Source organism: Photobacterium sp. Ph5 (assembly GCF_022129445.1).
GTDB lineage: Bacteria > Pseudomonadota > Gammaproteobacteria > Enterobacterales > Vibrionaceae > Photobacterium.
The window spans coordinates 26,585-49,408 of record NZ_JADQAQ010000015.1; the positions used below are offsets into that span (position 1 = coordinate 26,585).

Below are 22,824 nucleotides of genomic sequence, written 5' to 3' on the forward strand. Positions count from 1 at the left end.
GAGCCGCTATAAGTCATACTTTATAGCGGTCTCTATTTTAAAATAATTATAACAGCCTGTACTTTTTCACTTCTTTATCAAACCACTGATAAATCTTTTTCAAGGTTTCTTCGGAAGCTGTACGATTTCTATATCCACGCACTTGATCTATCGCATAAGGTCTTGCACTATTTTTGTTAATGCTAATACCTATCGTCACCCGTTTAGGGTAAGGCTTAGTAAAAACCGAATAAGTCTTAGCCCTTATCTTTCGGTGATAGCTCATAATACAATGTTCTTGCTCTGCAGATTCTTGTAATAATTCACCATAGGTACAAACAGCATAGATCCCATGCTCATAACAATCATCAAAGGGGATATCATAAGGAATATGCGCATCTTCAGGACAAGATTCCTTTAATCGAATGCGTTCTTGCACCCAATGATTATGTAATTCAACTAATGCTTGATACGACGACAGCTCACCGACTCTTTTATTAGGGGTATCTATATTTATTTCATAGCCTAGCATCAAGGTATCAAAGATATACCCCATACATGGCCAATCAGGACGACGTTTATTCTTAGATAATGCAATCCCCAACTTTGACCCAGTCAGCTCTGGCATATTTCTATCGACAAAAAAGCAAAAGTCATTAACACGCTCATAATGCTTAAATCTTAAATATAATTTATCTGTCGGATGTAAATAAAGTCGGATCATGTACATCGCAGATCCCATCGTTTTACTGAACTTTAGTTTATCTAAAAATCGTAATGCCGCTTTACTACTCTCTAAATTAAAGTGAGATAGAATTGACCTCTGCCCCATTTCAGCAACTTTTAACGCTTGATATTTATCAATTTTATATCGATCACAAATTAACGCTAATAATATACCGCGCTGTTGTAATAACTGACTGGCAGCCCTTGAGTTGGCAGCAAGCCATAATATTAAATATTGATACTCGCTATAGTTGGACGATAACGTAATATAGTCCACAGGAATCTGAGCTAACCATTCAGTACCTTCGGTAAATTCAGAGAGTAACTCGAGACTTAATCCTAAATTGCCTTCTAATGGTTCAATATCACCACTGCTATAAACACGATAACCATCAAAGCCCTGCTCCCAACAATTAAGAATAATATCAAACGCATAACCTAATGTTGTTGTAGGAATGGTTAACGCTCCACCTTTTATCATGCTCAGTTATCGCCTATGGGTTAGCTATACTAAAATGTAAGCTATGTCTTTTTACTCAAAACCGAAAGCCAATTTCACTATGCTCACTGTATTTTGATATTAAATAATCTCTTTGCGATAAAAATGCTGAAATTCTCATTTATTATTTAATCTTCCTATGAGGTTGGTCGCCCAAGTAGACTAAGCGTCTTGTGTAGGAATGAAAACGATGAAAATAGATAAAGTTGCAACCTCGCAGTTTCCCCATACCCAGTTAAAACCATCAGAGCAACAAATAAATCCTCAGCCCGTTAAAAATAACGCTATCAACACACCTAGCACTACCGACAGCCAACGCTTAGCACAAGCACAGCAACCGCTAAGTGCCTTACCTGATGTTGATATGGCAAAAGTTGAACAGATCAAAAACGCTCTAAATCGTGGCGAGATAAACTTAGATATCGAAGCGCTTTCAAGCGCGATTTTGCAATTTCATACTGGTCATGAATAAGCACATTGCTAATGTTATATGGAGTAAAATATGCCTAACAAACCCAATAAACAGCAAATGATCGCTGTGCTTATAAAAGATATTCAGTGCGATATTGTTGATTACCGCCAACTTTATCAACTAATGCAACAACAGCACCAATGCTATTTAAAATTTGATGGTGAATTACTTTCGCGACTGACGGAACAACAACTGCCCCTGCTTAAACAACTAACACAACGCAGCCAGCTGCGCACAAAACAGCTACACAAGCTTGGCTTACCGATCAATAATCAAAGCATGAATAAACTGATCCATGCTTTACCAAATGCAATACAGAGCAAACTTCAGCAACAATGGCATACCTTAGAAACGCTTGTAAAACAGTGTCATAAGTTAAATCAGCGTAATGGAGTATTATCAGCTAACTTCAGCGAATTGCTCAATCAAGTGTATGCTCAAATGCCCCAACAGAATGACAATAACGCCTATAGCACACCGCATTTAATGCAGTATTAAAGGCTAATGAGGTATCATTTGGATAATAAAAAATGCACGATCCTCTCTCTACCTCTAAGTATGTTCACCATGCTGATTTTGTTATTGTCCGCTAACACTAGCCAAGCTGTCACAACACTACCTACAAAATACAAAGCAAAATTTGAACAACAGGTTAGCAAGCATTACCAACGGTTATCACCTCATAAAAAAGTGATCAATAAACAATTCACACGTAATCAAAGTACCGTACAGCATATAATCAAACAGCTTGATGCTAAAAAGCTGCCGCGCAGTCTGGTATTAATTCCAATGATTGAATCGACATTCGATCGCCATGCAGTCTCTCATGCAAAAGCAGCTGGACTTTGGCAACTCATGCCTGCAACAGCAAAACGTTTTGGTTTAACGGTCTCAAAGACTAAAGATGAAAGATTCAATATTGCCCGTAGTACAGATGCTGCAATGCAATATCTGATCTTTCTCTATAACAAATTTGATCAAGATTTAAAGCTAACGTTAGCCGCTTATAATTCAGGGGAAGGACGTGTACAACGGGCATTAAAACGGGTCGTGGATAAACATTTTTCAGCTCTACGCTTACCTAATGAAACCGTTGATTACGTGCATAAATTTTATGCTTTAGAAAAACTGATCGATCTTAATGCGTTAGTAAGCTCAATACCGAATGTTCACTCTCCCTTCGCAATCAATACAGTATCTATTAATAATGATATCGTGTTTCTAAAACAATTATTTGAAACCAAAACAGTGATTAATATGAAACCTATCAAACCAATCATTACGTTTTAAACCGTCATAAGACTAACCTAGAAAGTAACAAATACTTCAGTTAATCAGCACGTTATCTAATTACAACAAACGTTATAAGGAAAAAGGAAATAGATAAGAATTCTAGTTCAGTAATAAACGTTACGGTAATAACAGAGGAAGTTTACGACGCCCAAAAATCTGAGCGCATAACGTCATTTGTTTGTCAGATAATTGACCATGATTTAAAAGGGTTTGATTTAAATTACTAAGATAGTCTCGTTCCCAATGACTTAACTTTTCAGAATAAAGTAATAAGGCATCATTAATATTCTGAGCAATTAATGAGCTATTTATCATAGCTCCCACTCTTTGTCCCATTCGCGCTGCATTTGTAAGTTTTCAATCCGCTCGCGAACACTCACTTTTCTTTCAGTTGTTTTTGGTGCGATTTTTTTCTTTGCTTTAGCTTCTGTGGTTGTACGTTTGGTATCAGTTTGCTTTGTCATGAATGTCTCTCTGTTAATACATAATCGTAAATAGCTATATCGGTAGATGATTAAGTGTTGCAGTTACCAAGCAATAAAATTGCATGATATGGAAAGGTATAGATAAGCTAGGAGATCAATATATAGCTTTAATAGTAAAATAATTCATTTTATTAAAGGTAATATAAAGATTTGTTTACATATTACCAAAATTATCGCATAACTTCCACAAAACATTTTCATTCGCATTTGTAAACTGATTTTTCTAACCGAATATGCAATGTAGATTAATCAAACTGAAATTATTAGCAATACGAATCAATATAACACTTATATATCTGCAATCTTACATTGAATTAACAATCAAGGTAGAGACAATTGTTACGATTTTAGAAATTAGATGAAGAAAAATAGGTAATAAATGAACATCGAGATCTATCAAGTTGATGCTTTTACCAATGACATTTTTAAAGGCAATCCTGCGGGTGTTTGCATTACAAAGGAAGCGTTATCTGAAAGTTTAATGCTTTCCATTGCTGCTGAAATGGCAGTTTCAGAGACCGCTTTTTTATCATTAAAGGACATGAACTTAAAATGGTTCACGCCTCAAGCTGAAGTCAAACTATGTGGCCATGGCACACTTTCCGTTACTCATATTTTAAAAGAAAAAAAACTTTTTAACGTTAATGATACCGTGACATTTAATACTCTGTCAGGACCATTAACCGCCTTAATACAACCATCAACTATAGAGCTCGATTTCCCCGCGCCAGTTCTTGACTTTAATATTACGCCATCCTCTGAATTATTGACATCTTTAGGCATTGAAACTGAACATGTTATTTCCTATGGTATTTTTGATTCAAAGATATTGATTGAAGTTGATGACGAAGACATTTTATTAAATCTTGCGCCAAACTTTGATCGCTTAAAAAAAATTGATGGTCGCGGCGTTTTAATTACCGCACTAACAAAACGTGATGATCTTGATTTCATATCTCGTTTTTTTGCCCCCTGGGTTGGCGTTAATGAAGATCCTGTAACAGGTTCTGCACACTGCGCCTTAACACTTTACTGGTCAGAAAAGCTCAATAAAGTAAAACTTAATGGTTATCAAGCATCAGCGCGTGGTGGATATGTCAGCACCGAGTTATTACCCAATGGCCGTATAAAACTCATCGGCTCTGCTATTACCGTAATCAAAGGAACATTACATCTACCAGAGCTTTCAAACTATTGATTTAAATAAAACAACAACTTGAGTTTAACAATAATAAGGTTGCATGTAATGATTCGTCATATTTTACTCATCAAATTTAAAGATATAGCAGCACCATCAGATATCAACCAGGTAAAAGATCTATTTGAAGCTATCCCAAATAAAATTAATGGCGTTATCTCGGTTGAATGGGGGATTAATAATAGCCCTGAAAACTTAGCTAAAGGTTATACCCATTCTGTTTTTATGACGTTCAAAAAAGAAGACGATCGACAACGCTATTTACCTCACCCTGAACACGATGCTTTAAAAGCCACTTTTTTACCACTTATTGAAGATCTTGTTGTTTTTGACTATCAGACATAGATAACTAATGTAAAAAATAGCCATTAAAACTGTTTATCGTATCTTTAATAAAGCAGTAAAATTGGGAAAAACAATATCGTTATCTTATTTAAGGTATAATGATTTACTGAGTATTTAAGATCACTGTGTTTTTCAAGCTATGAACATCCCAATAAAAAATGAAACTACGCCTGAGGTATCTTGCTCTAACTGTAAAGCATGTTGCTGTCGCTTAGAAGTGATGATTATCTCAGATACAGGTGTACCGGAAAGGCATATCAAACGAGATATGTGGGGAGGTGAAACTATGCTTCGACTCGCTGACGGTTGGTGCTCGGCCCTTGATAGAGAAACTTTCATGTGTACAATTTATGAAAACCGTCCTTGGATTTGCCGCGAATTTGAAATGGGTTCTTACGAATGTGTTGATGAGCGTACTGAATTTCTATAATCCGTAGCTCTAAGACTAACGAGTTAGCACTTACCTTTTATATAAATGCTAACTCGTATCTTTTACTCAATTAAAGACGGATTCCTTCAACATTAAGCTCTAATTCAACCGTCGTGGATGCTGGGCCTAAGTTTGTTCTAATATCATAATCTTTCAATATAATCATTGTGGTACCAACAAACCCACGACGATAACCGCCCCACGGATCATTACCAGCTCCAACATGTTTAACATCAATCGTAACCGGTTTTGTCACGCCGTTTAATGTTAAATCACCTGTCATGAGTGCTTTTCCATCACTCTGCTCTTTAAAAGAACTGCTAACAAACGTTGCTTGTGGAAACTTATCAACATTTAAAAAATCACTGCTGCGTAAATGTTTATCACGTTCAGCATGGTTTGAATCCACACTCGCCGTTGCTATATTCACTTTAACTTTTGATGCTTCAGGCTGCTTTTCATCATAACTAAACTCACCATCAAAGGTATTAAAACGCCCTACCAACCAACTGTAACCAAGATGCTGGATCCGAAATTGAATCGATGCATGTGAGCCATTAGTATCGATTTTATAATCGTCTGCTAGCGCTATTGATGACATACTAGCCACAGCTAAAAGTGTGCAAGGAATAAAAGATCTTAATAGGCGTTTTTTCATCATAATCTCCGTTTATGTCGTAATACGTCTTATCTAATTTTTGTTATTATGCTTTGCCTAGCATGCGTTTTAGCGTGTTATCTTTATCTATAAAGTGATGTTTTAACGCGCCAATGGCATGTAAAAGAGTAAAGCCAATCAACACACAAGCGCCATACCAGTGGATAGTCCCGGCGATATCTTCTTGATTTTGAATACTTGTAAGCGTTGCTGGAATATCAAATACACCAAAGATACTGATCGCTCTTCCATCTGCAGTTGAAATCAAGTAACCGCTAAACATCACCACAAATAACAATAAATACAATAGCCAATGCGTTTTTTGTGCAAGCCATTTCTCCCATTTAGCATGACTGGAAAGGGGGGCTGGTGCAGCAGTTAATGTTCTTAATAGCATCCTTACGATCAATACAAAGAATAAGATCAAACCGATGCTTTTATGGGTATCAGGTGCCGTTTTATACCAAGCATGATAATAATTTAAATCAACCATCCACCAGCCAAGCGCAAATAATCCAACCACAACCAGCGCAACCAACCAGTGAAGTAAAATAATCATGGGATTCCAATTTTTATTTGGTGTTTTTTTCATGGTGATACACTCGATAACAAAATCCGCCACCAGCATAATAAACATATCGACAACAATTTATTAACTTGATTTGTAAGAAATTGTGTCTGACAGCGCTATATTTATTCTCATAGAAAATAAATATAAATACTTCCCCACAAAATGATAATGCTATTTCGCATAATCAACACTCACGAAACCAGTGCTCAGGATTGCTAAATATGAGTGATAACGGATAATAACGCGCTTGTTTCCTTACTCGTATTGAGTGTTATGCGCCTTGATAAATTTATTTGTAAATGTACCCAACTCACTAAAGCAGAAGCCATTGAGCGAATACACGCTGGTGATATTAGCGTCAACGATGCAGTCATTATCAATGAAGCAACACAAGTGCATGAGAATAATACCGTTATCATGGATGGTAAAAGGCTAATTGCGCGTGAGTTTCGCTATATCCTAATGCATAAACCTGCTGGAACTATCTGCTCAAATATTGATGAAGTTTACCCTTCTCTATTTAACTACCTTGATGTTGAAAATATCGCTGAATTACATATTGCAGGACGTCTAGATGCGGATACCACAGGAATGGTACTGATCACTGATGATGGGCGTTGGTCATTTAACATCACATCACCCAATCAAAAATGCAGTAAAGTTTATCGAGTTGGTTTGTCTCGAGATATTGCGGTAGACGTGGCCGAAAAATTTAAAGCGGGGATAAAATTACAAGGCGAACAAAAGTTAACCGCACCAGCGATATTAACCGTTATTTCAGCGAAAGAAGTATTGCTGACGATTACTGAAGGAAAATTTCATCAGGTTAAGCGCATGTTTGCCGCTGTTGGTAATCGCGTTGTGTCTCTTCACCGTGAAGCAATTGGTGAGGTGATGCTTGATCTTGAAGTCGGGCAATGGCGTTACCTAACCAAAGACGAAGTCGCCTCCTTTATTAAAGCGACTTAATCAGAACAAATACTAAAATATACAAAATCCGACTCATTTACCTTTCTTCAAAGAAAATTTAAAAGTCGGATTTTGGTTATAACAACACAGTACTAATTACAACAAAGCTAACACTAAACGCTTATTTATATGCACCTGCACTGTAGTGTAATTCATAGCTATGAGAGTAAATTTCAATGATGTTACCAAATGGGTCTTCCATATAAATCATACGGTATGGCTTCTCACCAGGGTAATAAAAACGTGGTGCTTTCATACGTTTTTTACCGCCAGCTGCAACGATCTTTTCTGCAAGCTCTTCAACATTAGGATCTTGAACACTAAAGTGGAATACTCCTGTCTTCCAATACTCGAAGTTATCTTCAGGATTGGTTTGGTTTTTAAACTCAAACAGTTCGATACCAATACGATCACCTGTTGATAAATGTGCAATACGAAAACGCTCCCAATTACTACCAAAAACATCTGTACACATTTCACCAATCGCGGAATCATCTTCAATAATTTCTGTTGGCTCCATGATCACATACCAACCCAGAACTTCGGTGTAAAACTTAACCGCAGCATCAAGATCAGGTACTGAAATACCAATATGAGAAAAGCTACGTGGGTAAGTCTGATTTGTCATGGTTTGTTCTCTTCATCGTTATTGTTGATGTGAGTAGATTACAAACCACAAATTATTAAGTAAAATTATCATTAATAATAAAAATGAGTACGTTTTGTAATGATTAATCCCATTTGGTTACGTAGCTTTTGTACTTTGGTAGAAACTGGACATTTTACTCATACCGCTGGAAAGCTTTATATGACGCAATCCGGTGTCAGCCAACATATAAAGAAATTAGAGCAGTATTTAGAGCAACCACTGCTCACTCGCCACGGAAAAAAATTCACTTTGACTCAAGCAGGTGAACGCTTATACAACGAAGCCAATCAAATTGTATTGTCGCTTACAGATTTAGATAAAAGGATCAGTATTGATCCTCGTTATGAAGGTATAGTACGCATTGCTTCTCCAGGTAGCATTGGGTTGAAGCTCTACCCTCATTTACTGGCTTTTCAACAACAACATCCTGAATTAGTTATTGATTATCGCTTTGCACCTAACCATGAAATAGAAACCTTACTTGCAGAGCAGCGTATCGATATTGGCTTTATGACACGTCTTTCAAATAAAGCCGATATAACCCTGAATGCCATTGCTGAAGAAGCACTTTTGCTGGTTACGCCAACCTCTATTTCACCGCCAAATTGGGACAACCTTATTGAGTTAGGCTTTATAGATCACCCTGATGGGGTTTATCATGCAAGCCAGTTACTCAGCGTTAATTACCCTGAGTTTAAACATATTAACCAATTTAAGCGGTCAGGATTTTCTAACCAAATTAACCTTATTTTAGAGCCAGTAAAATTAGGATTAGGGTTTACTGTTTTGCCTCGTTACGCTGTAGATGCCTTTCAAGATAAAGTACATGTAAATATCCATCTGTTTGACAATGAAGTCAGCGAGAAAATTTATTTAGGCACTCACGCCAACCGATTTATTCCTAACCGTGTTGAAGCTGTGATTGAAGAAATAATGACTTGTCTGGATGCGTAAAGTATAAGAGTGAAAAATGGCGCAATGTTTTTACAGAAAATTATTGAGTAAATAAATGAATAAAGTAATTGATAAGCTCGCTTGGGTTTTAATTCAAGACGGCAAATTTTTAGTAGTAAGATCTCAAGGTAAAGCACTGTTTTACCTTCCTGGCGGTAAACGTGAAGCCGGTGAAAGTGACATTGAAGCGCTAACCCGCGAAATAAAAGAAGAGCTGTCCGTTGATCTTATACCAAACAGTATTAACTACATGGAAACATTCACGGCTCAGGCCGATGGTAAGGCGGAAGGCATCTCAGTAAAACTAACGTGTTACTTTGCTGATTACTCAGGGGATCTCATCCCTGCTGCTGAAATCGAAGAGCAAAAATTCATTGATAGTAATGATGAAAACCTATGCTCTATTGCCGCATTAGCGGTATTGAAGTGGCTAGAAGAAAAATCACTGATTGCAGGAAAACTTGCCTAATAAATAAAGAGAGGTGTCGATCAGTCGATACCTGTCCATTCTTTCACTAATCGCTATCTCTAACCCATAAATGACTTTGCTATTGTTTCAAATCCATATTCAACCCATTAATTATCCCTATTGAATGACTTATAACGTATAAAATGACGTTTTATTGTAATTTTATTGAATTGATTATTTAGGAAATAAGCAATTATTTACACATTATAAAATATATTCACTCTAATAATTTTAGTTATTTATTTACTAATATTTTTAAATCGCTAGTTAATTATGATTATTTTTTAATTGATTTCACTCTCACAATAAAAAACACCGCACAATATAATTTTAAAGCTCTGATTTAATTGAAATAAAAAATAACAGCAATTAATTACAACTGATCAAAAGTAACAACTTATATTTAGGTATTGCTGATAATGGATAATACTAGTAGTTTTTTTAAACAGGTGTCTCGTTATAACACTGAATAGCTAAAAATACAGAAAATAAAATAATTATAATATTTAAGGGAATGTAATGTCCGAAGTAAATATATTTAAACAACCAAAGCCTTTCTATTTAATATTTTCAATTGAATTTTGGGAACGCTTTGGCTTTTATGGCATGCAAGCTATTTTAACTGTGTATATGGTTAAAATTCTTGGTATGTCGGAATCAGCATCATTTACTTTATTTGGTGCCTTTTCTGCGCTGGTGTATGGCTCTGTCGCTATTGGTGGTTGGGTAGGTGATAAAGTATTGGGAACCAAGCGTACAATTACTCTCGGTGCGATTATTCTTACTGCAGGGTATGTTTTACTTGGACTTTCCGCCAGCCATGATAATAGCAGCCCAATGTTGATTTACATGGCAATGGGCTTTATTACTATGGGTAATGGTTTATTTAAAGCGAACCCATCAAGTTTATTAGCCAAAGTTTATGGCGAGAATGATCCTCGCTTAGACGGTGCCTTCACCCTGTATTACATGGCGATTAACTTAGGTTCTTTTTTCTCAATGCTATTAACACCTTGGATTGCAGAAAAATTTGGTTATGATTTTGCCTTTTCCGTTAGCGCCATCGGTTTGGTGATCACTATTGTGAACTTTATGATCAGCCACTCTACGGTAAAACACGTAGGCTCGACACCAGATATGAAGCCAGTTAATGTTGTGCATTATATCAGTGTATTAGTGGGTGCTATTATCCTGAGTTTCATCAGTGCTATTTTGCTACAACATTTATTCTACGCACATGCCATTTTAGTGGTGGTGGGGATCACTATTGTTGCGTTGTATTTCAAAGAAGCCTTACAAACCACAGGTATTGAACGCGCTAAAATGTTGGTAGCATTTATATTGATGCTACAAGGCATTGTCTTCTTCGTGCTGTATTTCCAAATGCCAACCTCGCTTAATTTCTTTGCGATCCATAATATCTCTCATGATCTGTTTGGTATCAGTGTCGCACCAGAACAATTCCAAGCGCTGAATCCACTATGGATCATGATTGCTAGCCCTGTTCTTGCCATTATCTATAATAAGTTTGGCGATCGTTTCTCTATGCCGTTTAAATTTGCGCTCGGCATGGTGTTATGTAGCCTTTCTTTCTTAGTACTTGCTTTTGGTGCGCATTTTGCCAATAGCCACAGTATTATCAGCTCTAACTGGTTAGTGTTGTCTTACTTCTTCCAATCTATTGGTGAACTACTGGTATCTGGTCTCGGATTAGCGATGGTTGCTCAGCTTGTTCCTCAGCGTATGATGGGATTTGCGATGGGTATGTGGTTTTTAACTTCAGCAACGGCTGCGGTTCTTGCTGGCTGGGTAGCAACACTAACAACAGCTTCAACCAATATTGTAGAGCCACAACAAACATTAGCTATTTATAGTCATGTATTTGGGGTGATAGGCTATGTTACCGCTGCTATTGCTCTGCTGACCCTAATTATTGCCCCTAAACTGACTCGTGTTATTTACGCTAAAGATGTATCAACAGAAACTGTCACTGCATAATATTCTTCTAGGGTTTTATTTTAACTAAAGATCAATCAATATGCCCAGGCGCTTTCAACTACAGGTTTTGATAATACGAGAACCCTGTATGTTGAAGTCTCTGGGTATATTTTTATATGTTATCGCGACTTTCAAACTAGAGATAGAATCCTAAATATTCCAGCCTAGAAACATCATTCATCGTAACTTGAGATTTTTAGCATTTAACGAAGAATAAAACTAAGCTTTTAAATATTAGTCGTCGACGACGTATTAGTAGTTTAGGAGTTGAATGCATATGTCGCTGTTGGAGAGTGTAGGGAAGAAACTTGAACCGCTCATGCTGTTTATGGGTTTAATCAGCCCTATAGCAACAATGCCTCAGTTATATAAGCTTTTTATATCTCATTCCAATCATGCCCATGGTTTATCGTTAACCACCTGGTCGATGTATGCACTTATTTCTTTGCTCTGGTTTATTTATGGTCTCTACCATAAAAATCCAACAATTTGGGTGGGTAATTTTTTAGGATTTCTCGCTTATTTTGCCATGATGGTGGGTATCATGATCAAGGCAGGGGTCACCTTTTAGATTTACATAAAATGAAAGAATAGAATCTCCTTCTCTTAAGGTTCAATAGAGAAAACGGGCGTGTTAATAATTAACACGCCCGTTTTTACTATTCATACATTGTGATAATAAAAACTATCTCAATATTGCCGATTAGCGAAGGATCATTTGATCACGCTCAGGGCCAACAGAAACCATTTTAACTGGCACACCCATTAGCTCTTCAATACGAAGTACGTACTCTTGAGCACCTTTAGGAAGAGATTCAAATGTACGACAACCTGTAATATCTTCTTCCCAACCAGTCATTTGCTCGTAAACAGCCGTTAATGATGCAGTTTGAGGCCAAATTGGGTTTTCAGTATGCTCGCCGTCGTAAGCGACACAGATTTTCAGATCTTTCATACCCGTTAGGCAGTCGATCTTAGTTAGTGCAATTTCAGTTGCGGCTTGTAGCTCAACACCGTTACGAGTCGCTACTGCATCGAAGTAACCCATATCACGTGGGCGACCTGTTGTGGCACCGAATTCTTTTGCATCTTCACGGAATTGGTCTTGATCTTCCATTGCAGTGATCAACGTACCCGTACCTACTGAAGAGCTGAATGCTTTTGCTACTGCAATAACACGCTCAGGGTGAAGAGCAGGTAAACCACTACCGATACCAGCGTAAGCTGCTGTTACGTTAGAAGATGTTGTCCATGGGTATTCACCGTAAACTAAGTCACGACCCGCACCTAGTTGCGCTTCAAACAACAACGTTTTATCTTCTTTTTGTAGCGCTTTAAGTGGCTCTGTTACGTTACAAATACTGTCACGCCAAGGCTGAGAAACCTCTAATAGCCACTCTGTCATTTCTTCCGCTGTTTGCGTGAATTCAAATGATGGGTATAGCGCTTTAAGTTGAGGAAGTTTCCAATCCATCATGAATTGAATGCGCTCACGTAACACTGCAGGTTGTTTTAACCAACCAACAAGAATACCTTTTTTCATTACACGGTCGCCGTATGCAGGTGCGATACCTTGACGTGTTGAACCGTAAGCACCATCACCTAGACGTTGTTCTTCTAAGGTATCTTCTAGTGCGTGTAAAGGTAAACATAGTGTTGCACGATCTGAGATGCAAAGTTTTACTTCAACACCTGATGTCGCCACTTCTTCGATTTCTAAAGACAATTTTTCAGGGCTGATCACCATGCCAGGACCTAACACAGCAATACAATCAGGATTAAATACGCCGCTAGGTAATTGGTGCAATTTGAACGTACCAAAATCGTTAACAACAGTGTGACCTGCGTTATTACCACCTTGGAAACGGATACTTGCTGAAGCTTGGTCTGCTAAATAGTCAACAATACGACCTTTACCTTCATCACCCCAGTTAGCACCAACAACAACGATAGACGACATAATTTGAATCTCCTCAAAAGCAATGACAACTATCCTATGCTCATCCTACCAATAAGAATAATTAATAATCGTTATTAACTTGATAAGAATATCATATCTAGAGTATGGTTAATCTTCTCTACTCAATATGTTATGTATGATGATTAACACCATCTACTGCTTAGGAAATCATTGCGAATATGATTGATATCCACTGGCTAAATACCTTTGTCGCTTTGGCAAAACACCAGCACTTCGGTAAAACTGCTGCTGCGCTACATATGACACAACCTAATGTAAGCCTTCATCTCAAGCAATTAGAACAAACCACACGGGTTAAATTGATTGAGCGTAATCCTTTTCGTTTAACTCAAGCCGGTGAACGTCTGTTACAAAGTGCAGAAAACACCTTAATGGAACTGCAAATTTGTCAGGCTGATCTGAATGCCATCAATGAGCTTAATCGCGGCACTTTAACCATCGCAGCCAGTGATATTATTTCTCGTTTATTATTAATTAGCCCTTTTCAATCTTTCAAGAAAGAATACCCAGGTATTGATCTGTCACTTTTTAATACCACTTCGTCTCAAGCGACTGAGTTAGTCAAAAGTGCGAAAGCCGATCTGGGGTTTGTTATTGCACAAAAAGAGAGTCAACCATTGCATTTTACTGAATTGCGACAAGTTAAGTGGTGTGCATTAGGTAATGGCTTGTCACGCTGGCAGGCACTCTCAGCGAATCCTTCGCAAATCATTCCAGTTGAACCATTAGCCGCAGAAGAACCTACGTTAATATTACTCGGTCACGATACTCGAACCCGTGAATTGATTGATATGGCATTACCTTTATTAAAACTAAAGAAATACCATGTAATGGAAGTAGGCAGCGTGGATGCGCAGATTGATTGGGCTGAAGCGGGATTTGGCGTCGCGATTGTACCGAGTTTTTCATTACATTCGAAACCGCACTTGCAAACAAAAATCACTCCTCTACCTGATTTTCCTACAACCAGTTTAGGTTATATTGTGCGTCAAAACCAAGTGCTTTCACGAGCCATTAAACAACTCTTACGGTGGGTTGATGATGAAATCCAACGCTCTCAGTAATGCTAGCGATCTTCATCTCCTCTCCTAGCGCTAGATATAATTAAGCCCTGTGATCAGGGCTTAATATATGTGTTATCAGCACAATGTTCAGATCATAACAAGTTATTTATGATCTTGTTTTTTTAACGTATACGCATCAGCAAGATCACCTTGCACACGTTTACCATCTTTATCTAAATGGAAAATGCGTTGTTCACTCACGAAATACTGCGTTGATTGACCACCACCTAAATTCAAAGTGATCGTATCACCTTCATCATTCCAATTAAACTTACCTTCAGTGGTTAAAGGCTTGGTTTCTTTACCTTGATAAGTTTGATCTAAAATGTAAGTTCCGTCGTCTTTCAGCGTTAAGCTTGTTTCAATTCCTGAACAATCAGCACAAGGCTCAATACCTGTATACTCACCCATCCAATCGAGTGAGTTCTTCGCATTATCATCAGCTTTTGATAATTCTGTCACTTGACCGTTCGCTGCAGGTACTGTTGAAGATGTTTTATCTGATGCCTGATCACAGCCCACAAGCACTAAACCAAGAAGTACTGTAGCTAAAATCGTTTTCTTCATCTTAATCTCCTTGAAATAACACAAGATATTATGGATGCGTATTCTTCGTAAAATAGAACACCATAATAGACTGTGCTATCAATTACTCAGCAGTTGCATCCTTAACTGCGTCTTTCATATTATCCGCAGCTTTGCTTGCATCATCAGCCATATCTTTTGTTGCATCAACGGCTTTATCTGCAACATTATTCGCCGCTTTTGCAGTATCGTCAGCCGCTTCCTTTGTAGCATCAACGGCATCATTGGCTGCCGCTTTTGTTGAATCAACGACTTGAGTTGCTGTATCTGATACTTTATTTTGCATATCAGTCGTAGTTTTATCGCTGCTTTGATCACAACCAACAAGCGCTAAACCAAGAATTGCAGCAACTAATAGTGTTTTTTTCATCTTAATCTCCTTAGAAGAAACAAGATACCTTGATACTTTAAGCATAAAAGTATCACGGTATCTTGCTATAAAATTCGAAACTTATAGAGTATTTAGTTCAATAAATCTGACGCTTTTTTCTCTAAATCATCAGCCTTATTTTTAACATCGGTCGATACATCATCTATCGCTTTATTTGTGCTATTTACCGCTGAATCTGTTATTTCAGATGCTTTATCTTGCGCCGCTTTAGCTGAATCATCGACAGATTTCATAGCATCATTTGCGGCATTTTTTAAGTTATCTTCTGCCACCGTTGTTTTATCACTTACAGCGTCAACAGCGTTCGATGTTTTATCCATTGCTGCATCTTTCATTTCTGTCGCTGAATGTTTCATTTCATCCATTGAATGATCTACCGATTCTTCAGCGCTATTCGCTGCATGCGTCATTGAGTCTTTAGCATCTGCCGCTTCATCTTTTGCCTCATCAATAGCATGGTTTGAGTGATTAACGACAGCATCTTTCATCTCTGTTGCATTATGTTCAGCATGATCAACCGCAGTTGATGTTTCTACCACAGCACTATTTTTTATTTCGGTTGCGGCATCGGTTGTGCTTTTCATCGCATCTGTTGCTGTATCCGTCGCTTGTTCTGATGAATTAGTCAATGAAGTTTTTAACTCAGCCGCTTTTTCCTTCATTGAATCAACTGAATCATCAACAACTTGCTTTGATTTATTGACAACATCAGACGTCTTTTCTTTTACTGAATCAGTCATATCCGACGCTTTTTGAACTGCTGAATCACTTAGTGCTGCTGCTTTATCAACCATTTTATTGGTTTGCTCTTTAACTACATCAGCAGCATCGGATACCGTATCTTTAGTTACATCTAACGCCGTATTAGACTTTTCAGTTACTTTGTCTTTCATTTCAACGGTTGAATGTTGGGCAGCAGATGCGCTATCTGTAGCTGTATCTTGTTTTGCCTGATCACAACCAACTAAAAATAAACCTGCGATAGTCATCGCGATAATTGTTTTTTTCATACTAACCCCTGTAACGAATACTGTTTTAATACGACCTTGACAGTATCTATCTACCAGATAAACCTATGTCTTAACGACGTCATTTCCAAGTCAATAATAGGTCAAATTATTACTTTTAGGTATTAAATCTCTTTTAATTCAAGATTGAAAATATAAAAAATGGAAAATAACATAGCATTATTTTCCATTCTTCTTAGGAAATGTAGAATTTCTCATTAATTGAAACATTCTAGATTTTGATAATAATCATATTATTCGTTAATATAATTGTTATTAGTTGAACTGCGTAAATATGAAATGAGATATTTAACTGAAGAATAAAATATAATTGTATAACCTAAAAGTTCAGTACTTTCTTCTGCTATATTTTTCACAATTCTAACAAAATCATCACCCATTACTTGATGCCAAAAACTTCCCATTCCAAATAAACGAGAAAAGACGAATAATATAGCTATCCCTAAACAAAGTAATGAGAAATTATCACTATTTATGAATTTTTCTAAATTTAATAACGTATTTTTTCTATCTGTTAATGCATAACCTATTGCGAAAATTGCTACTATTAAAGCAGGTACTATCCAAAAACCATGATTAATATACCGATCAAAAAATGAATCTAATTCACGAATAAACATACAGGTAAAAAAAGCGGAAACTAAAACAGCAGCGCGGCGGTGATATTGGCTATCCCAACCCATATAAGCGTAGCAAAATATACTGAACAACAATAACAATTGCTCGATGTATTCTGTTGCTGATTGCTCTGGAATATTATTCTTAAGCACTAATACGTCAAAACGTATCACCCATATTGGCAGTGATACAAGTAATAACAACGAAAAAAAATGAAACATTTTAAATATAATTAATTTGTACTGCGTACACATTCTACACCATCATTTACTAGAGTAATAAATACATTCCTTTTTATATCTATTTTGATATCCATAATTTATGGTGGAATAATACGTAAGCAGTAATAATGGCGCAATTTTATTAGCTGTTTTAGTGCGTAAAAGACTTTTACTACACCGATAGGAATAAATGACTGTACATTTATTTAATACTAATAAGCATTAATATCACACCCACATGAAATAAACTCATATTCTGTAGGACCAAATAACTTACATTCTTTTTTAAACAGTATAACATCAGAACCAACTGGACAAAAAACACTCGCCTTTATAGGCACATTCACTTCTTTATCGCTGTCTTCAGGCACAACCTTTAACACTAATTTTCGTTCTCCAGTTTCAAATTTTGAGAACGTTTCTGTTACTTCACCAACGACAGAGTCAATGTCATAAGTATTTTCACCAACAAAAAAAAGAGCCCCAGCCAAACCGGTAAAAGATAAAAACAAAAAAGCGACACATATCTTTTCTTTGCATAACTGGCTCATCAATCGTTTTAGCAAAATACCTAATCCTATAGCAAGCTCTCATTGAGCAACGCTCTATAATTTAGCATTTTAGAGCCCTTAAATTAAGCCATTTTGTGAATAGGATCTTATAAAAAATGAAAACACATAATTTACACCATCAGAAATCATTAACAAAAAACGATTAACCTATTGTTATATATATACAATAAATAATCATGACATCAAATTGACACTATCTGACATAATGTTTACTTTTTTACTGGAAAATAAATAGTTTCACCCTCAGCTGTTAATATTTCTATCACTTTAGGCGAACCATCTGATGCAAGATATAACTCTCCTATTGCACTGCGATTAACCAGTCGATGCGCTCCTGCAATATCTGGATCACGCTTTTCAATCAGCAATTTCTTACGCTTGGTAAACCAGTTTAACGGTGAATGAGGGCTGTATAGTGTCCGATCCATCGCATCACAAAAGCGCAATAAACGATTAGGAAATTCATTTTTTAAACCGCTACAGGTGATCTGATAAATATGAAATTTGCCTTTATGATTTCGAAACGTTATGTCGTAAGCAAAAGAATAATGAACATCACCCGATAGAATAATAAATTGGGTCGGTGTTTTGGTATGGGTAAAAATACTCAGTAGTGTATTGGCTGAGCCTGGATGCGCCATCCAGTTTTCAGCATCAACCAATAGTGGCTGCCCTATCCATGTCATCATTCGTTGCAATGTTTCAATAAACTTTACACCGAACATTGGTGCAGCAGAAACAATAATCACTGCCGGTTCATGTAATAATTCCTGCTGAAACTCAATCATGGCTTCCCAATCCATTAACCCTGATGGACGGTTATCATTCGATTCTGAACGCCAACGTCGAGTACGCGTATCTAATACCACCATTTTAGGTGTGGTTGAAATGGTATAGTGCCAGTGCTCAAACTGATTTAACCGCGTAATAAATGCATCTTGTGTTTGATTACAGGGCTCAGCAAAGTAGTACTTGGCGTCATCAAGGAAAGGTTGTTCAAATTTTTCGGGAGCATTGCCCCACGCCTGACATAGCCAGTAGCTTATTAGTGCATTACCAATAATTCGACGAGAAAATAAGTTATTAAACGCTGCGGTTTCCCAGCGACGATTAAGCATATAGTCATCCGTTACATCATGATCATCGAAAATCATATACGTCGGAATATGTGCAAACAAACGCTGAACTTGCGGCAGGCCTTGAACGAAATCATCCATAATATGGCTTTCTTGGCGCCATTGTTGCTGCCATTTAGGCGCAATTTGCACCCCACCACAGGTGAAATTCCGCTTCGCAAAACGCTCACGATCAACCCAACCCCACAAAGTTGGTGACCATACCAGTAAATACATTGCAAAATATTCACTAAAACTGATCAGATGATTTTCACATTCTCGCGAGCTAAAAATAGGCACCACACGCTCAGGCAATAATTTACCTAGCCATGTTTGCGTATCAATATAGATCGGTAATAATTTATCTCGTCCATATAAATGATAAGGACTCTGATACAAAGCATCTGTATCTGCAATGCTAGACTGTTCAAACGTTTCAGTGGGTAAACCTAGCAGTTGGATCACTTGTTCAATCGCATCAAGTGTAGGTCCCGCAACATGATCAGCATAAATTTGATCACCACTCATCATTAATAAGCTTGGGCGTTCAAGAATGGGTTGCTCAGCCACTTTGCTATCTGCTACCACTAAGCTGTCTTTACTTGGGTAATGAGGGTTACGACAAGAGCCATGTAACACATAATCAGCTCTAGTGTTGATCACAATGCTAATCATGGATTCATTATCGTAGGTTAGTGACGGAATTAAATCGGTTAAAAGCCCTTGCTGGGTATCAAGCTGATAAGCAAGTGGAGTATTAACTGCAAATTCACCCTCAAACTGTGCGAGTACAACCCAAGCATGTTTACCGATTTGAATTTGATGTTCATCTGCAATAGTGGCTTGATAACTAGGGGTATCATCACCTTGTTGATATAAGTAAAAAGTAGCATCCAATCGTTCCGTGGTCACAAACCATAGTACTAATTGCGTTGCTGTCGCTTTACGTAAAATAGGACCGGCAATAATAAGTGGTAAGGATGATGCTGGTGCTTCTTTAGACATTTACTTCTCAACTCGCGCGTAATAATTCAGTGTCACTCACTGCGATACCATCAAAACAACAATAGATAATCAGACTTAACCTATTGAGTAAACATTTTCTTTAGTTCTTGCTGAATCCATTTTATAACGGGCCCTGTCGCTCGATCACGGCGTTTAACAACGCCCATTTCAATCCATTGCGAAGCGGGAATATTTTCCATCGACAGTTTTACAACACCTTCGGAGAAAAAGTCATACGTAAAAACATGATCAGGCACAAATGCCCAACCCATGTTTCTCAATACAAACGAAGTGATTGAATAGTAGCTGTCAATTTGCCAATAATTAGCTGATAACGCTTCACTGTGATGGCGTCCACTTCGATCGCAAATTAATAACTGACGATGCTGGCTTAATTGCTGCACGGTAGGTGCTGAAATTTGCACTAACGGATGATTTTTACCCACAATCAGTGATGAGTTAAATTCACAAATAGGTGTGAATTCTAAGCTACTTGGCAAAGTTTTACTGAAAAATAAAATACCGATATCTGCCATTTTTTCATCGACACGGGTCGCTATATCATCTTTCGAGCCATTAATAATGGTTAATTTCAATAATGGAAATGTCTCAGAAACACGTTGAAAGAAATCTTCAAAAGCGGTTAATGGCGATGCCTCATCCATTGCGATAGTCAGGGTAACTTCTTCGCCTTGCGTTAACGTCAATGCCCGAGATTGTAACCGTTCACATTGGGCTAATACGACCTTTGCCTCTTCATACATTTGCTGACCTTCTGGAGTCAGGATCGGTAATCTTGCACTTCGATCGAATAATTCAAACCCTAAATCTGCTTCTAGGTTACTAATTGCAGTGCTGATCCGTGACTGTGCTTTTCCTAACCGCCGAGCGGCTGCCGAAAAAGAGCCTTGTTGTACTGAAATAACAAAAGCATTGAGTTGATCTAATGTCCAATCCATAAAATCAATCCATCCGATAATCAGATATATAATATCTTTGAGCAATCTAATATTCGGAGATAATACAGTGATTCCCACCAACTGAATAGTCTGTGGGTAGACCATTTTATGAGAATATTTATGCACAGTAATGAACCGATGCCGTCGTCGAGCAATATATCTAAAAATTTTTGGCGTTATACCATCCCTTCTATTGCGGCAATGATGGTTAATGGACTCTATCAAATTGTTGATGGGATCTTTGTTGGTCACTACGTTGGCTACCAAGGCTTAGCCGCAATTAATATGGCATGGCCGATAACATTCGTATTATCAGGTTTAGGCTTGATGATTGGTATTGGTAGCGGGACGCTAATTTCAATCGCCCGCGGTGAGCAAAATCAGCTTAATGCTCAGCGCGCTTTTCATACCGGTTTGATCCTAACTTTTATTATTAGCTGCCTTTCATTTGCTGCGTTTACATTTTTTGGCGACTATTTTTTACAACTTCAAGGTGCCCAACAAAACATTAAGCACCTTGCTTTAGACTATGTTTCTACTTTTGGTAATGCTGCCTTTATTACTGTCTTAGCAGGCGCAATGCCAATGTTGATCCGAAATGATGACAGCCCGAAAATCGCAACAACGTTATTAGTAATAGGCGCACTGACCAATATTCTTCTTGATTATGTGTTTTTGGGGTTAATGGGTTGGGAATTAAAAGGTGCCGCAATTGCAACGTTGATCGCACAAGGTATTACCTGTGTTGGTGGCTTAATCTACTTTTGCTCTCAATACTCAACTTTAAAGCTAAAAGTTTCACTGCCTGATTTTTCATTGTCAGAAAGTAAAAAGATCATGGTGCTAGGCTCTTCAGCACTGATCATGTACCTCTATGGTAGTTTTGTTGTCGCATTACACAATTATCAATTCATGATATATGGCACAGAATTAACCGTTGGCGCTTTTGCTATTGTCGGCTACATGATGACAATGTACTACTTGGTAGCAGAAGGTATTGGTGAAGGTTTACAACCACCAGTGAGTTACTACTACGGGGCGAAACAACCTCAACATATACGACAAACATTAATTTTAGCAATGAAAACGACGGTGATTGCTGGTATCGCTTGGTTCTTGTTACTGACGAGCTTCCCATCAACCTTGATCAGTTTGTTTAATAGCAGCAACAGCGCACTGACGTTAGAGGCGACCCAAGGTATTCGTTTACACCTATTTGCAATGTTTTTAGATGGCTTTATTGTCTTGGCTACAATGTACTTTATGTCAGTGAATCAAGCGTCAAAAGCATTGGTAATTTCAATTAGTAACATGCTAATACAACTGCCGTTTTTGTATTTCTTGCCGAAATTACTTGGCGTTGTCGGTGTATGGCTAACCATGCCAGTATCTACTATGGTATTGAGCTGTATTGTTGCGGTTATTGTTTGGCGTGATATCAATAAGCGTTGTAAGCCACTCAATTCACTTGATAATCAAGATCCCTTAATCGATTAATTAGTAAGTAATCGCCAATAAAAAACGCATCAGATCGATAACCGCTCTGATGCGTTTTATTTTTAACTACAAATTTTTAAACCCATTTAAGGT

The 22,824-nt window shown here is 37.5% G+C and carries 27 protein-coding genes; 13 read left to right on the forward strand and 14 right to left on the reverse strand.

Translation table 11 applies throughout. The annotated features are described in order from the left end of the window. Nucleotides 1-46 precede the first annotated feature (46 nt). Nucleotides 47-1,186 carry a PcfJ domain-containing protein gene (locus I3259_RS07950; RefSeq protein ID WP_238029124.1) on the reverse strand — a complete coding sequence of 380 codons (1,140 nt, stop codon included), beginning with the start codon at nt 1,184-1,186 and terminating at the stop codon, nt 47-49. Nucleotides 1,187-1,394: 208 nt separating this feature from the next. On the opposite strand from I3259_RS07950, the gene flgM reads away from it, so the two are divergent. Genes flgM through I3259_RS07965 form a run of 3 tightly spaced genes read left to right on the forward strand, consistent with a single transcriptional unit; the run spans nt 1,395 to nt 2,966 of the window. Continuing rightward, nucleotides 1,395-1,676 (forward strand): flagellar biosynthesis anti-sigma factor FlgM, encoded by a 282-nt coding sequence (flgM, locus tag I3259_RS07955; protein WP_238029125.1) that lies wholly within the window; start codon nt 1,395-1,397, stop codon nt 1,674-1,676. A 30-nt stretch (nt 1,677-1,706) separates the two neighbouring features. Beyond that, nucleotides 1,707-2,174 (forward strand): flagellar protein FlgN, encoded by a 468-nt coding sequence (locus I3259_RS07960; protein WP_238029126.1) that lies wholly within the window; start codon nt 1,707-1,709, stop codon nt 2,172-2,174. 18 nt (nt 2,175-2,192) lie between these two features. Continuing rightward, nucleotides 2,193-2,966 (forward strand): lytic transglycosylase domain-containing protein, encoded by a 774-nt coding sequence (locus I3259_RS07965; protein WP_238029127.1) that lies wholly within the window; start codon nt 2,193-2,195, stop codon nt 2,964-2,966. A gap of 120 nt (nt 2,967-3,086) precedes the next feature. Here the strand turns inward: I3259_RS07965 and I3259_RS07970 are convergent, their stop codons facing one another. Continuing rightward, nucleotides 3,087-3,284: a hypothetical protein gene (locus I3259_RS07970; RefSeq protein WP_238029128.1), complete on the reverse strand. Its 198-nt coding sequence runs from the start codon at nt 3,282-3,284 to the stop codon at nt 3,087-3,089. After that, on the reverse strand, nt 3,281-3,433 hold the full coding sequence (locus tag I3259_RS07975; protein WP_238029129.1) for a hypothetical protein: 153 nt from the start codon (nt 3,431-3,433) through the stop codon (nt 3,281-3,283). The genes I3259_RS07970 and I3259_RS07975 overlap by 4 nt, the downstream gene beginning before the upstream one ends. A 400-nt stretch (nt 3,434-3,833) precedes the next feature. On the opposite strand from I3259_RS07975, the gene I3259_RS07980 reads away from it, so the two are divergent. The 3 genes from I3259_RS07980 (at nt 3,834) to I3259_RS07990 (ending at nt 5,427) form a co-directional block, all read left to right on the forward strand. Then, entirely contained in the window at nt 3,834-4,652 is an 819-nt protein-coding gene (locus tag I3259_RS07980; protein ID WP_238029130.1) for a PhzF family phenazine biosynthesis protein, read from the forward strand. A gap of 48 nt (nt 4,653-4,700) precedes the next feature. Further along, nucleotides 4,701-4,997 (forward strand): Dabb family protein, encoded by a 297-nt coding sequence (locus I3259_RS07985; RefSeq protein ID WP_238029131.1) that lies wholly within the window; start codon nt 4,701-4,703, stop codon nt 4,995-4,997. A gap of 139 nt (nt 4,998-5,136) precedes the next feature. Next, on the forward strand, nt 5,137-5,427 hold the full coding sequence (locus I3259_RS07990) for a YkgJ family cysteine cluster protein (protein WP_107208340.1): 291 nt from the start codon (nt 5,137-5,139) through the stop codon (nt 5,425-5,427). A gap of 70 nt (nt 5,428-5,497) precedes the next feature. On the opposite strand, the gene I3259_RS07995 is transcribed toward I3259_RS07990, so the two are convergent. Both I3259_RS07995 and I3259_RS08000 read right to left on the reverse strand, forming a co-directional pair. Then, on the reverse strand, nt 5,498-6,085 hold the full coding sequence (locus tag I3259_RS07995) for a YceI family protein (RefSeq protein ID WP_238029132.1): 588 nt from the start codon (nt 6,083-6,085) through the stop codon (nt 5,498-5,500). Nucleotides 6,086-6,131: 46 nt separating this feature from the next. Continuing rightward, nucleotides 6,132-6,677 carry a cytochrome b gene (locus I3259_RS08000; RefSeq protein WP_238029133.1) on the reverse strand — a complete coding sequence of 182 codons (546 nt, stop codon included), beginning with the start codon at nt 6,675-6,677 and terminating at the stop codon, nt 6,132-6,134. Between the two features lie 252 nt (nt 6,678-6,929). On the opposite strand from I3259_RS08000, the gene I3259_RS08005 reads away from it, so the two are divergent. Further along, nucleotides 6,930-7,625, forward strand: a complete 696-nt coding sequence (locus I3259_RS08005) for a pseudouridine synthase (protein ID WP_238029134.1) — start codon at nt 6,930-6,932, stop codon at nt 7,623-7,625. A gap of 121 nt (nt 7,626-7,746) precedes the next feature. On the opposite strand, the gene I3259_RS08010 is transcribed toward I3259_RS08005, so the two are convergent. Further along, entirely contained in the window at nt 7,747-8,253 is a 507-nt protein-coding gene (locus tag I3259_RS08010) for a lactoylglutathione lyase family protein (protein WP_105061909.1), read from the reverse strand. 99 nt (nt 8,254-8,352) lie between these two features. Here I3259_RS08010 and I3259_RS08015 point away from each other — a divergent pair, with 99 nt between their 5' ends. The 4 genes from I3259_RS08015 to I3259_RS08030 all read left to right on the forward strand — a co-directional run bounded on the left by I3259_RS08015 (nt 8,353) and on the right by I3259_RS08030 (nt 12,266). After that, the gene (locus tag I3259_RS08015) at nt 8,353-9,228 is read left to right on the forward strand and encodes a LysR family transcriptional regulator (RefSeq protein WP_238029135.1); all 876 of its coding nucleotides are present in this window, start codon (nt 8,353-8,355) and stop codon (nt 9,226-9,228) included. A 55-nt stretch (nt 9,229-9,283) separates the two neighbouring features. Then, on the forward strand, nt 9,284-9,697 hold the full coding sequence (locus I3259_RS08020) for an NUDIX domain-containing protein (protein ID WP_238029136.1): 414 nt from the start codon (nt 9,284-9,286) through the stop codon (nt 9,695-9,697). A gap of 519 nt (nt 9,698-10,216) precedes the next feature. Further along, the gene (gene dtpA / locus I3259_RS08025; protein WP_238029137.1) at nt 10,217-11,695 is read left to right on the forward strand and encodes a dipeptide/tripeptide permease DtpA; all 1,479 of its coding nucleotides are present in this window, start codon (nt 10,217-10,219) and stop codon (nt 11,693-11,695) included. 277 nt (nt 11,696-11,972) lie between these two features. After that, nucleotides 11,973-12,266, forward strand: coding sequence for a SemiSWEET transporter (locus I3259_RS08030; RefSeq protein WP_238029173.1), 294 nt, complete (start codon nt 11,973-11,975; stop codon nt 12,264-12,266). A 132-nt stretch (nt 12,267-12,398) separates the two neighbouring features. Here the strand turns inward: I3259_RS08030 and I3259_RS08035 are convergent, their stop codons facing one another. After that, nucleotides 12,399-13,655, reverse strand: coding sequence for an adenylosuccinate synthase (locus tag I3259_RS08035; RefSeq protein WP_238029138.1), 1,257 nt, complete (start codon nt 13,653-13,655; stop codon nt 12,399-12,401). A gap of 179 nt (nt 13,656-13,834) precedes the next feature. Here I3259_RS08035 and I3259_RS08040 point away from each other — a divergent pair, with 179 nt between their 5' ends. After that, nucleotides 13,835-14,740 carry a LysR family transcriptional regulator gene (locus I3259_RS08040; protein ID WP_238029139.1) on the forward strand — a complete coding sequence of 302 codons (906 nt, stop codon included), beginning with the start codon at nt 13,835-13,837 and terminating at the stop codon, nt 14,738-14,740. 102 nt (nt 14,741-14,842) lie between these two features. Here the strand turns inward: I3259_RS08040 and I3259_RS08045 are convergent, their stop codons facing one another. The 7 genes from I3259_RS08045 to I3259_RS08075 form a co-directional block, all read right to left on the reverse strand. Next, entirely contained in the window at nt 14,843-15,307 is a 465-nt protein-coding gene (locus I3259_RS08045; RefSeq protein WP_238029140.1) for a copper resistance protein NlpE, read from the reverse strand. Between the two features lie 82 nt (nt 15,308-15,389). Further along, the gene (locus tag I3259_RS08050) at nt 15,390-15,695 is read right to left on the reverse strand and encodes a hypothetical protein (protein WP_238029141.1); all 306 of its coding nucleotides are present in this window, start codon (nt 15,693-15,695) and stop codon (nt 15,390-15,392) included. A 92-nt stretch (nt 15,696-15,787) separates the two neighbouring features. Further along, nucleotides 15,788-16,726 (reverse strand): hypothetical protein, encoded by a 939-nt coding sequence (locus I3259_RS08055; protein ID WP_238029142.1) that lies wholly within the window; start codon nt 16,724-16,726, stop codon nt 15,788-15,790. Nucleotides 16,727-16,977: 251 nt separating this feature from the next. Further along, entirely contained in the window at nt 16,978-17,514 is a 537-nt protein-coding gene (locus I3259_RS08060; protein ID WP_238029143.1) for a hypothetical protein, read from the reverse strand. A 281-nt stretch (nt 17,515-17,795) separates the two neighbouring features. Continuing rightward, on the reverse strand, nt 17,796-18,149 hold the full coding sequence (locus I3259_RS08065; RefSeq protein WP_238029144.1) for a hypothetical protein: 354 nt from the start codon (nt 18,147-18,149) through the stop codon (nt 17,796-17,798). Nucleotides 18,150-18,364: 215 nt separating this feature from the next. After that, complete coding sequence (locus I3259_RS08070) at nt 18,365-20,275, reverse strand: alkaline phosphatase D family protein (protein WP_238029145.1); 1,911 nt, start codon at nt 20,273-20,275, stop codon at nt 18,365-18,367. 80 nt (nt 20,276-20,355) lie between these two features. Beyond that, on the reverse strand, nt 20,356-21,234 hold the full coding sequence (locus I3259_RS08075; RefSeq protein WP_238029146.1) for a LysR family transcriptional regulator: 879 nt from the start codon (nt 21,232-21,234) through the stop codon (nt 20,356-20,358). A 120-nt stretch (nt 21,235-21,354) separates the two neighbouring features. On the opposite strand from I3259_RS08075, the gene I3259_RS08080 reads away from it, so the two are divergent. Further along, nucleotides 21,355-22,731, forward strand: coding sequence for an MATE family efflux transporter (locus I3259_RS08080; RefSeq protein WP_238029147.1), 1,377 nt, complete (start codon nt 21,355-21,357; stop codon nt 22,729-22,731). Nucleotides 22,732-22,824 lie beyond the last annotated feature (93 nt).

Bases quoted from the DNA above. Each gene is read 5' to 3' on its own strand.
- I3259_RS08080 (WP_238029147.1), top strand. From the start codon at position 21,355: ATGCACAGTAATGAACCGATGCCGTCGTCGAGCAATATATCTAAAAAT.
- I3259_RS08020 (WP_238029136.1), top strand. From the start codon at position 9,284: ATGAATAAAGTAATTGATAAGCTCGCTTGGGTTTTAATTCAAGACGGC.
- I3259_RS08050 (WP_238029141.1), bottom strand. From the start codon at position 15,695: ATGAAAAAAACACTATTAGTTGCTGCAATTCTTGGTTTAGCGCTTGTT.
- I3259_RS08070 (WP_238029145.1), bottom strand. From the start codon at position 20,275: ATGTCTAAAGAAGCACCAGCATCATCCTTACCACTTATTATTGCCGGT.
- I3259_RS08005 (WP_238029134.1), top strand. From the start codon at position 6,930: ATGCGCCTTGATAAATTTATTTGTAAATGTACCCAACTCACTAAAGCA.
- I3259_RS08015 (WP_238029135.1), top strand. From the start codon at position 8,353: ATGATTAATCCCATTTGGTTACGTAGCTTTTGTACTTTGGTAGAAACT.
- flgM (WP_238029125.1), top strand. From the start codon at position 1,395: ATGAAAATAGATAAAGTTGCAACCTCGCAGTTTCCCCATACCCAGTTA.
- I3259_RS07990 (WP_107208340.1), top strand. From the start codon at position 5,137: ATGAACATCCCAATAAAAAATGAAACTACGCCTGAGGTATCTTGCTCT.
- I3259_RS08035 (WP_238029138.1), bottom strand. From the start codon at position 13,655: ATGTCGTCTATCGTTGTTGTTGGTGCTAACTGGGGTGATGAAGGTAAA.
- I3259_RS07950 (WP_238029124.1), bottom strand. From the start codon at position 1,186: ATGATAAAAGGTGGAGCGTTAACCATTCCTACAACAACATTAGGTTAT.
- dtpA (WP_238029137.1), top strand. From the start codon at position 10,217: ATGTCCGAAGTAAATATATTTAAACAACCAAAGCCTTTCTATTTAATA.
- I3259_RS08040 (WP_238029139.1), top strand. From the start codon at position 13,835: ATGATTGATATCCACTGGCTAAATACCTTTGTCGCTTTGGCAAAACAC.
- I3259_RS07980 (WP_238029130.1), top strand. From the start codon at position 3,834: ATGAACATCGAGATCTATCAAGTTGATGCTTTTACCAATGACATTTTT.
- I3259_RS07995 (WP_238029132.1), bottom strand. From the start codon at position 6,085: ATGAAAAAACGCCTATTAAGATCTTTTATTCCTTGCACACTTTTAGCT.
- I3259_RS07975 (WP_238029129.1), bottom strand. From the start codon at position 3,433: ATGACAAAGCAAACTGATACCAAACGTACAACCACAGAAGCTAAAGCA.
- I3259_RS07970 (WP_238029128.1), bottom strand. From the start codon at position 3,284: ATGATAAATAGCTCATTAATTGCTCAGAATATTAATGATGCCTTATTA.
- I3259_RS08055 (WP_238029142.1), bottom strand. From the start codon at position 16,726: ATGAAAAAAACAATTATCGCGATGACTATCGCAGGTTTATTTTTAGTT.
- I3259_RS08010 (WP_105061909.1), bottom strand. From the start codon at position 8,253: ATGACAAATCAGACTTACCCACGTAGCTTTTCTCATATTGGTATTTCA.
- I3259_RS07985 (WP_238029131.1), top strand. From the start codon at position 4,701: ATGATTCGTCATATTTTACTCATCAAATTTAAAGATATAGCAGCACCA.
- I3259_RS08030 (WP_238029173.1), top strand. From the start codon at position 11,973: ATGTCGCTGTTGGAGAGTGTAGGGAAGAAACTTGAACCGCTCATGCTG.
- I3259_RS08075 (WP_238029146.1), bottom strand. From the start codon at position 21,234: ATGGATTGGACATTAGATCAACTCAATGCTTTTGTTATTTCAGTACAA.
- I3259_RS08000 (WP_238029133.1), bottom strand. From the start codon at position 6,677: ATGAAAAAAACACCAAATAAAAATTGGAATCCCATGATTATTTTACTT.
- I3259_RS08045 (WP_238029140.1), bottom strand. From the start codon at position 15,307: ATGAAGAAAACGATTTTAGCTACAGTACTTCTTGGTTTAGTGCTTGTG.
- I3259_RS07960 (WP_238029126.1), top strand. From the start codon at position 1,707: ATGCCTAACAAACCCAATAAACAGCAAATGATCGCTGTGCTTATAAAA.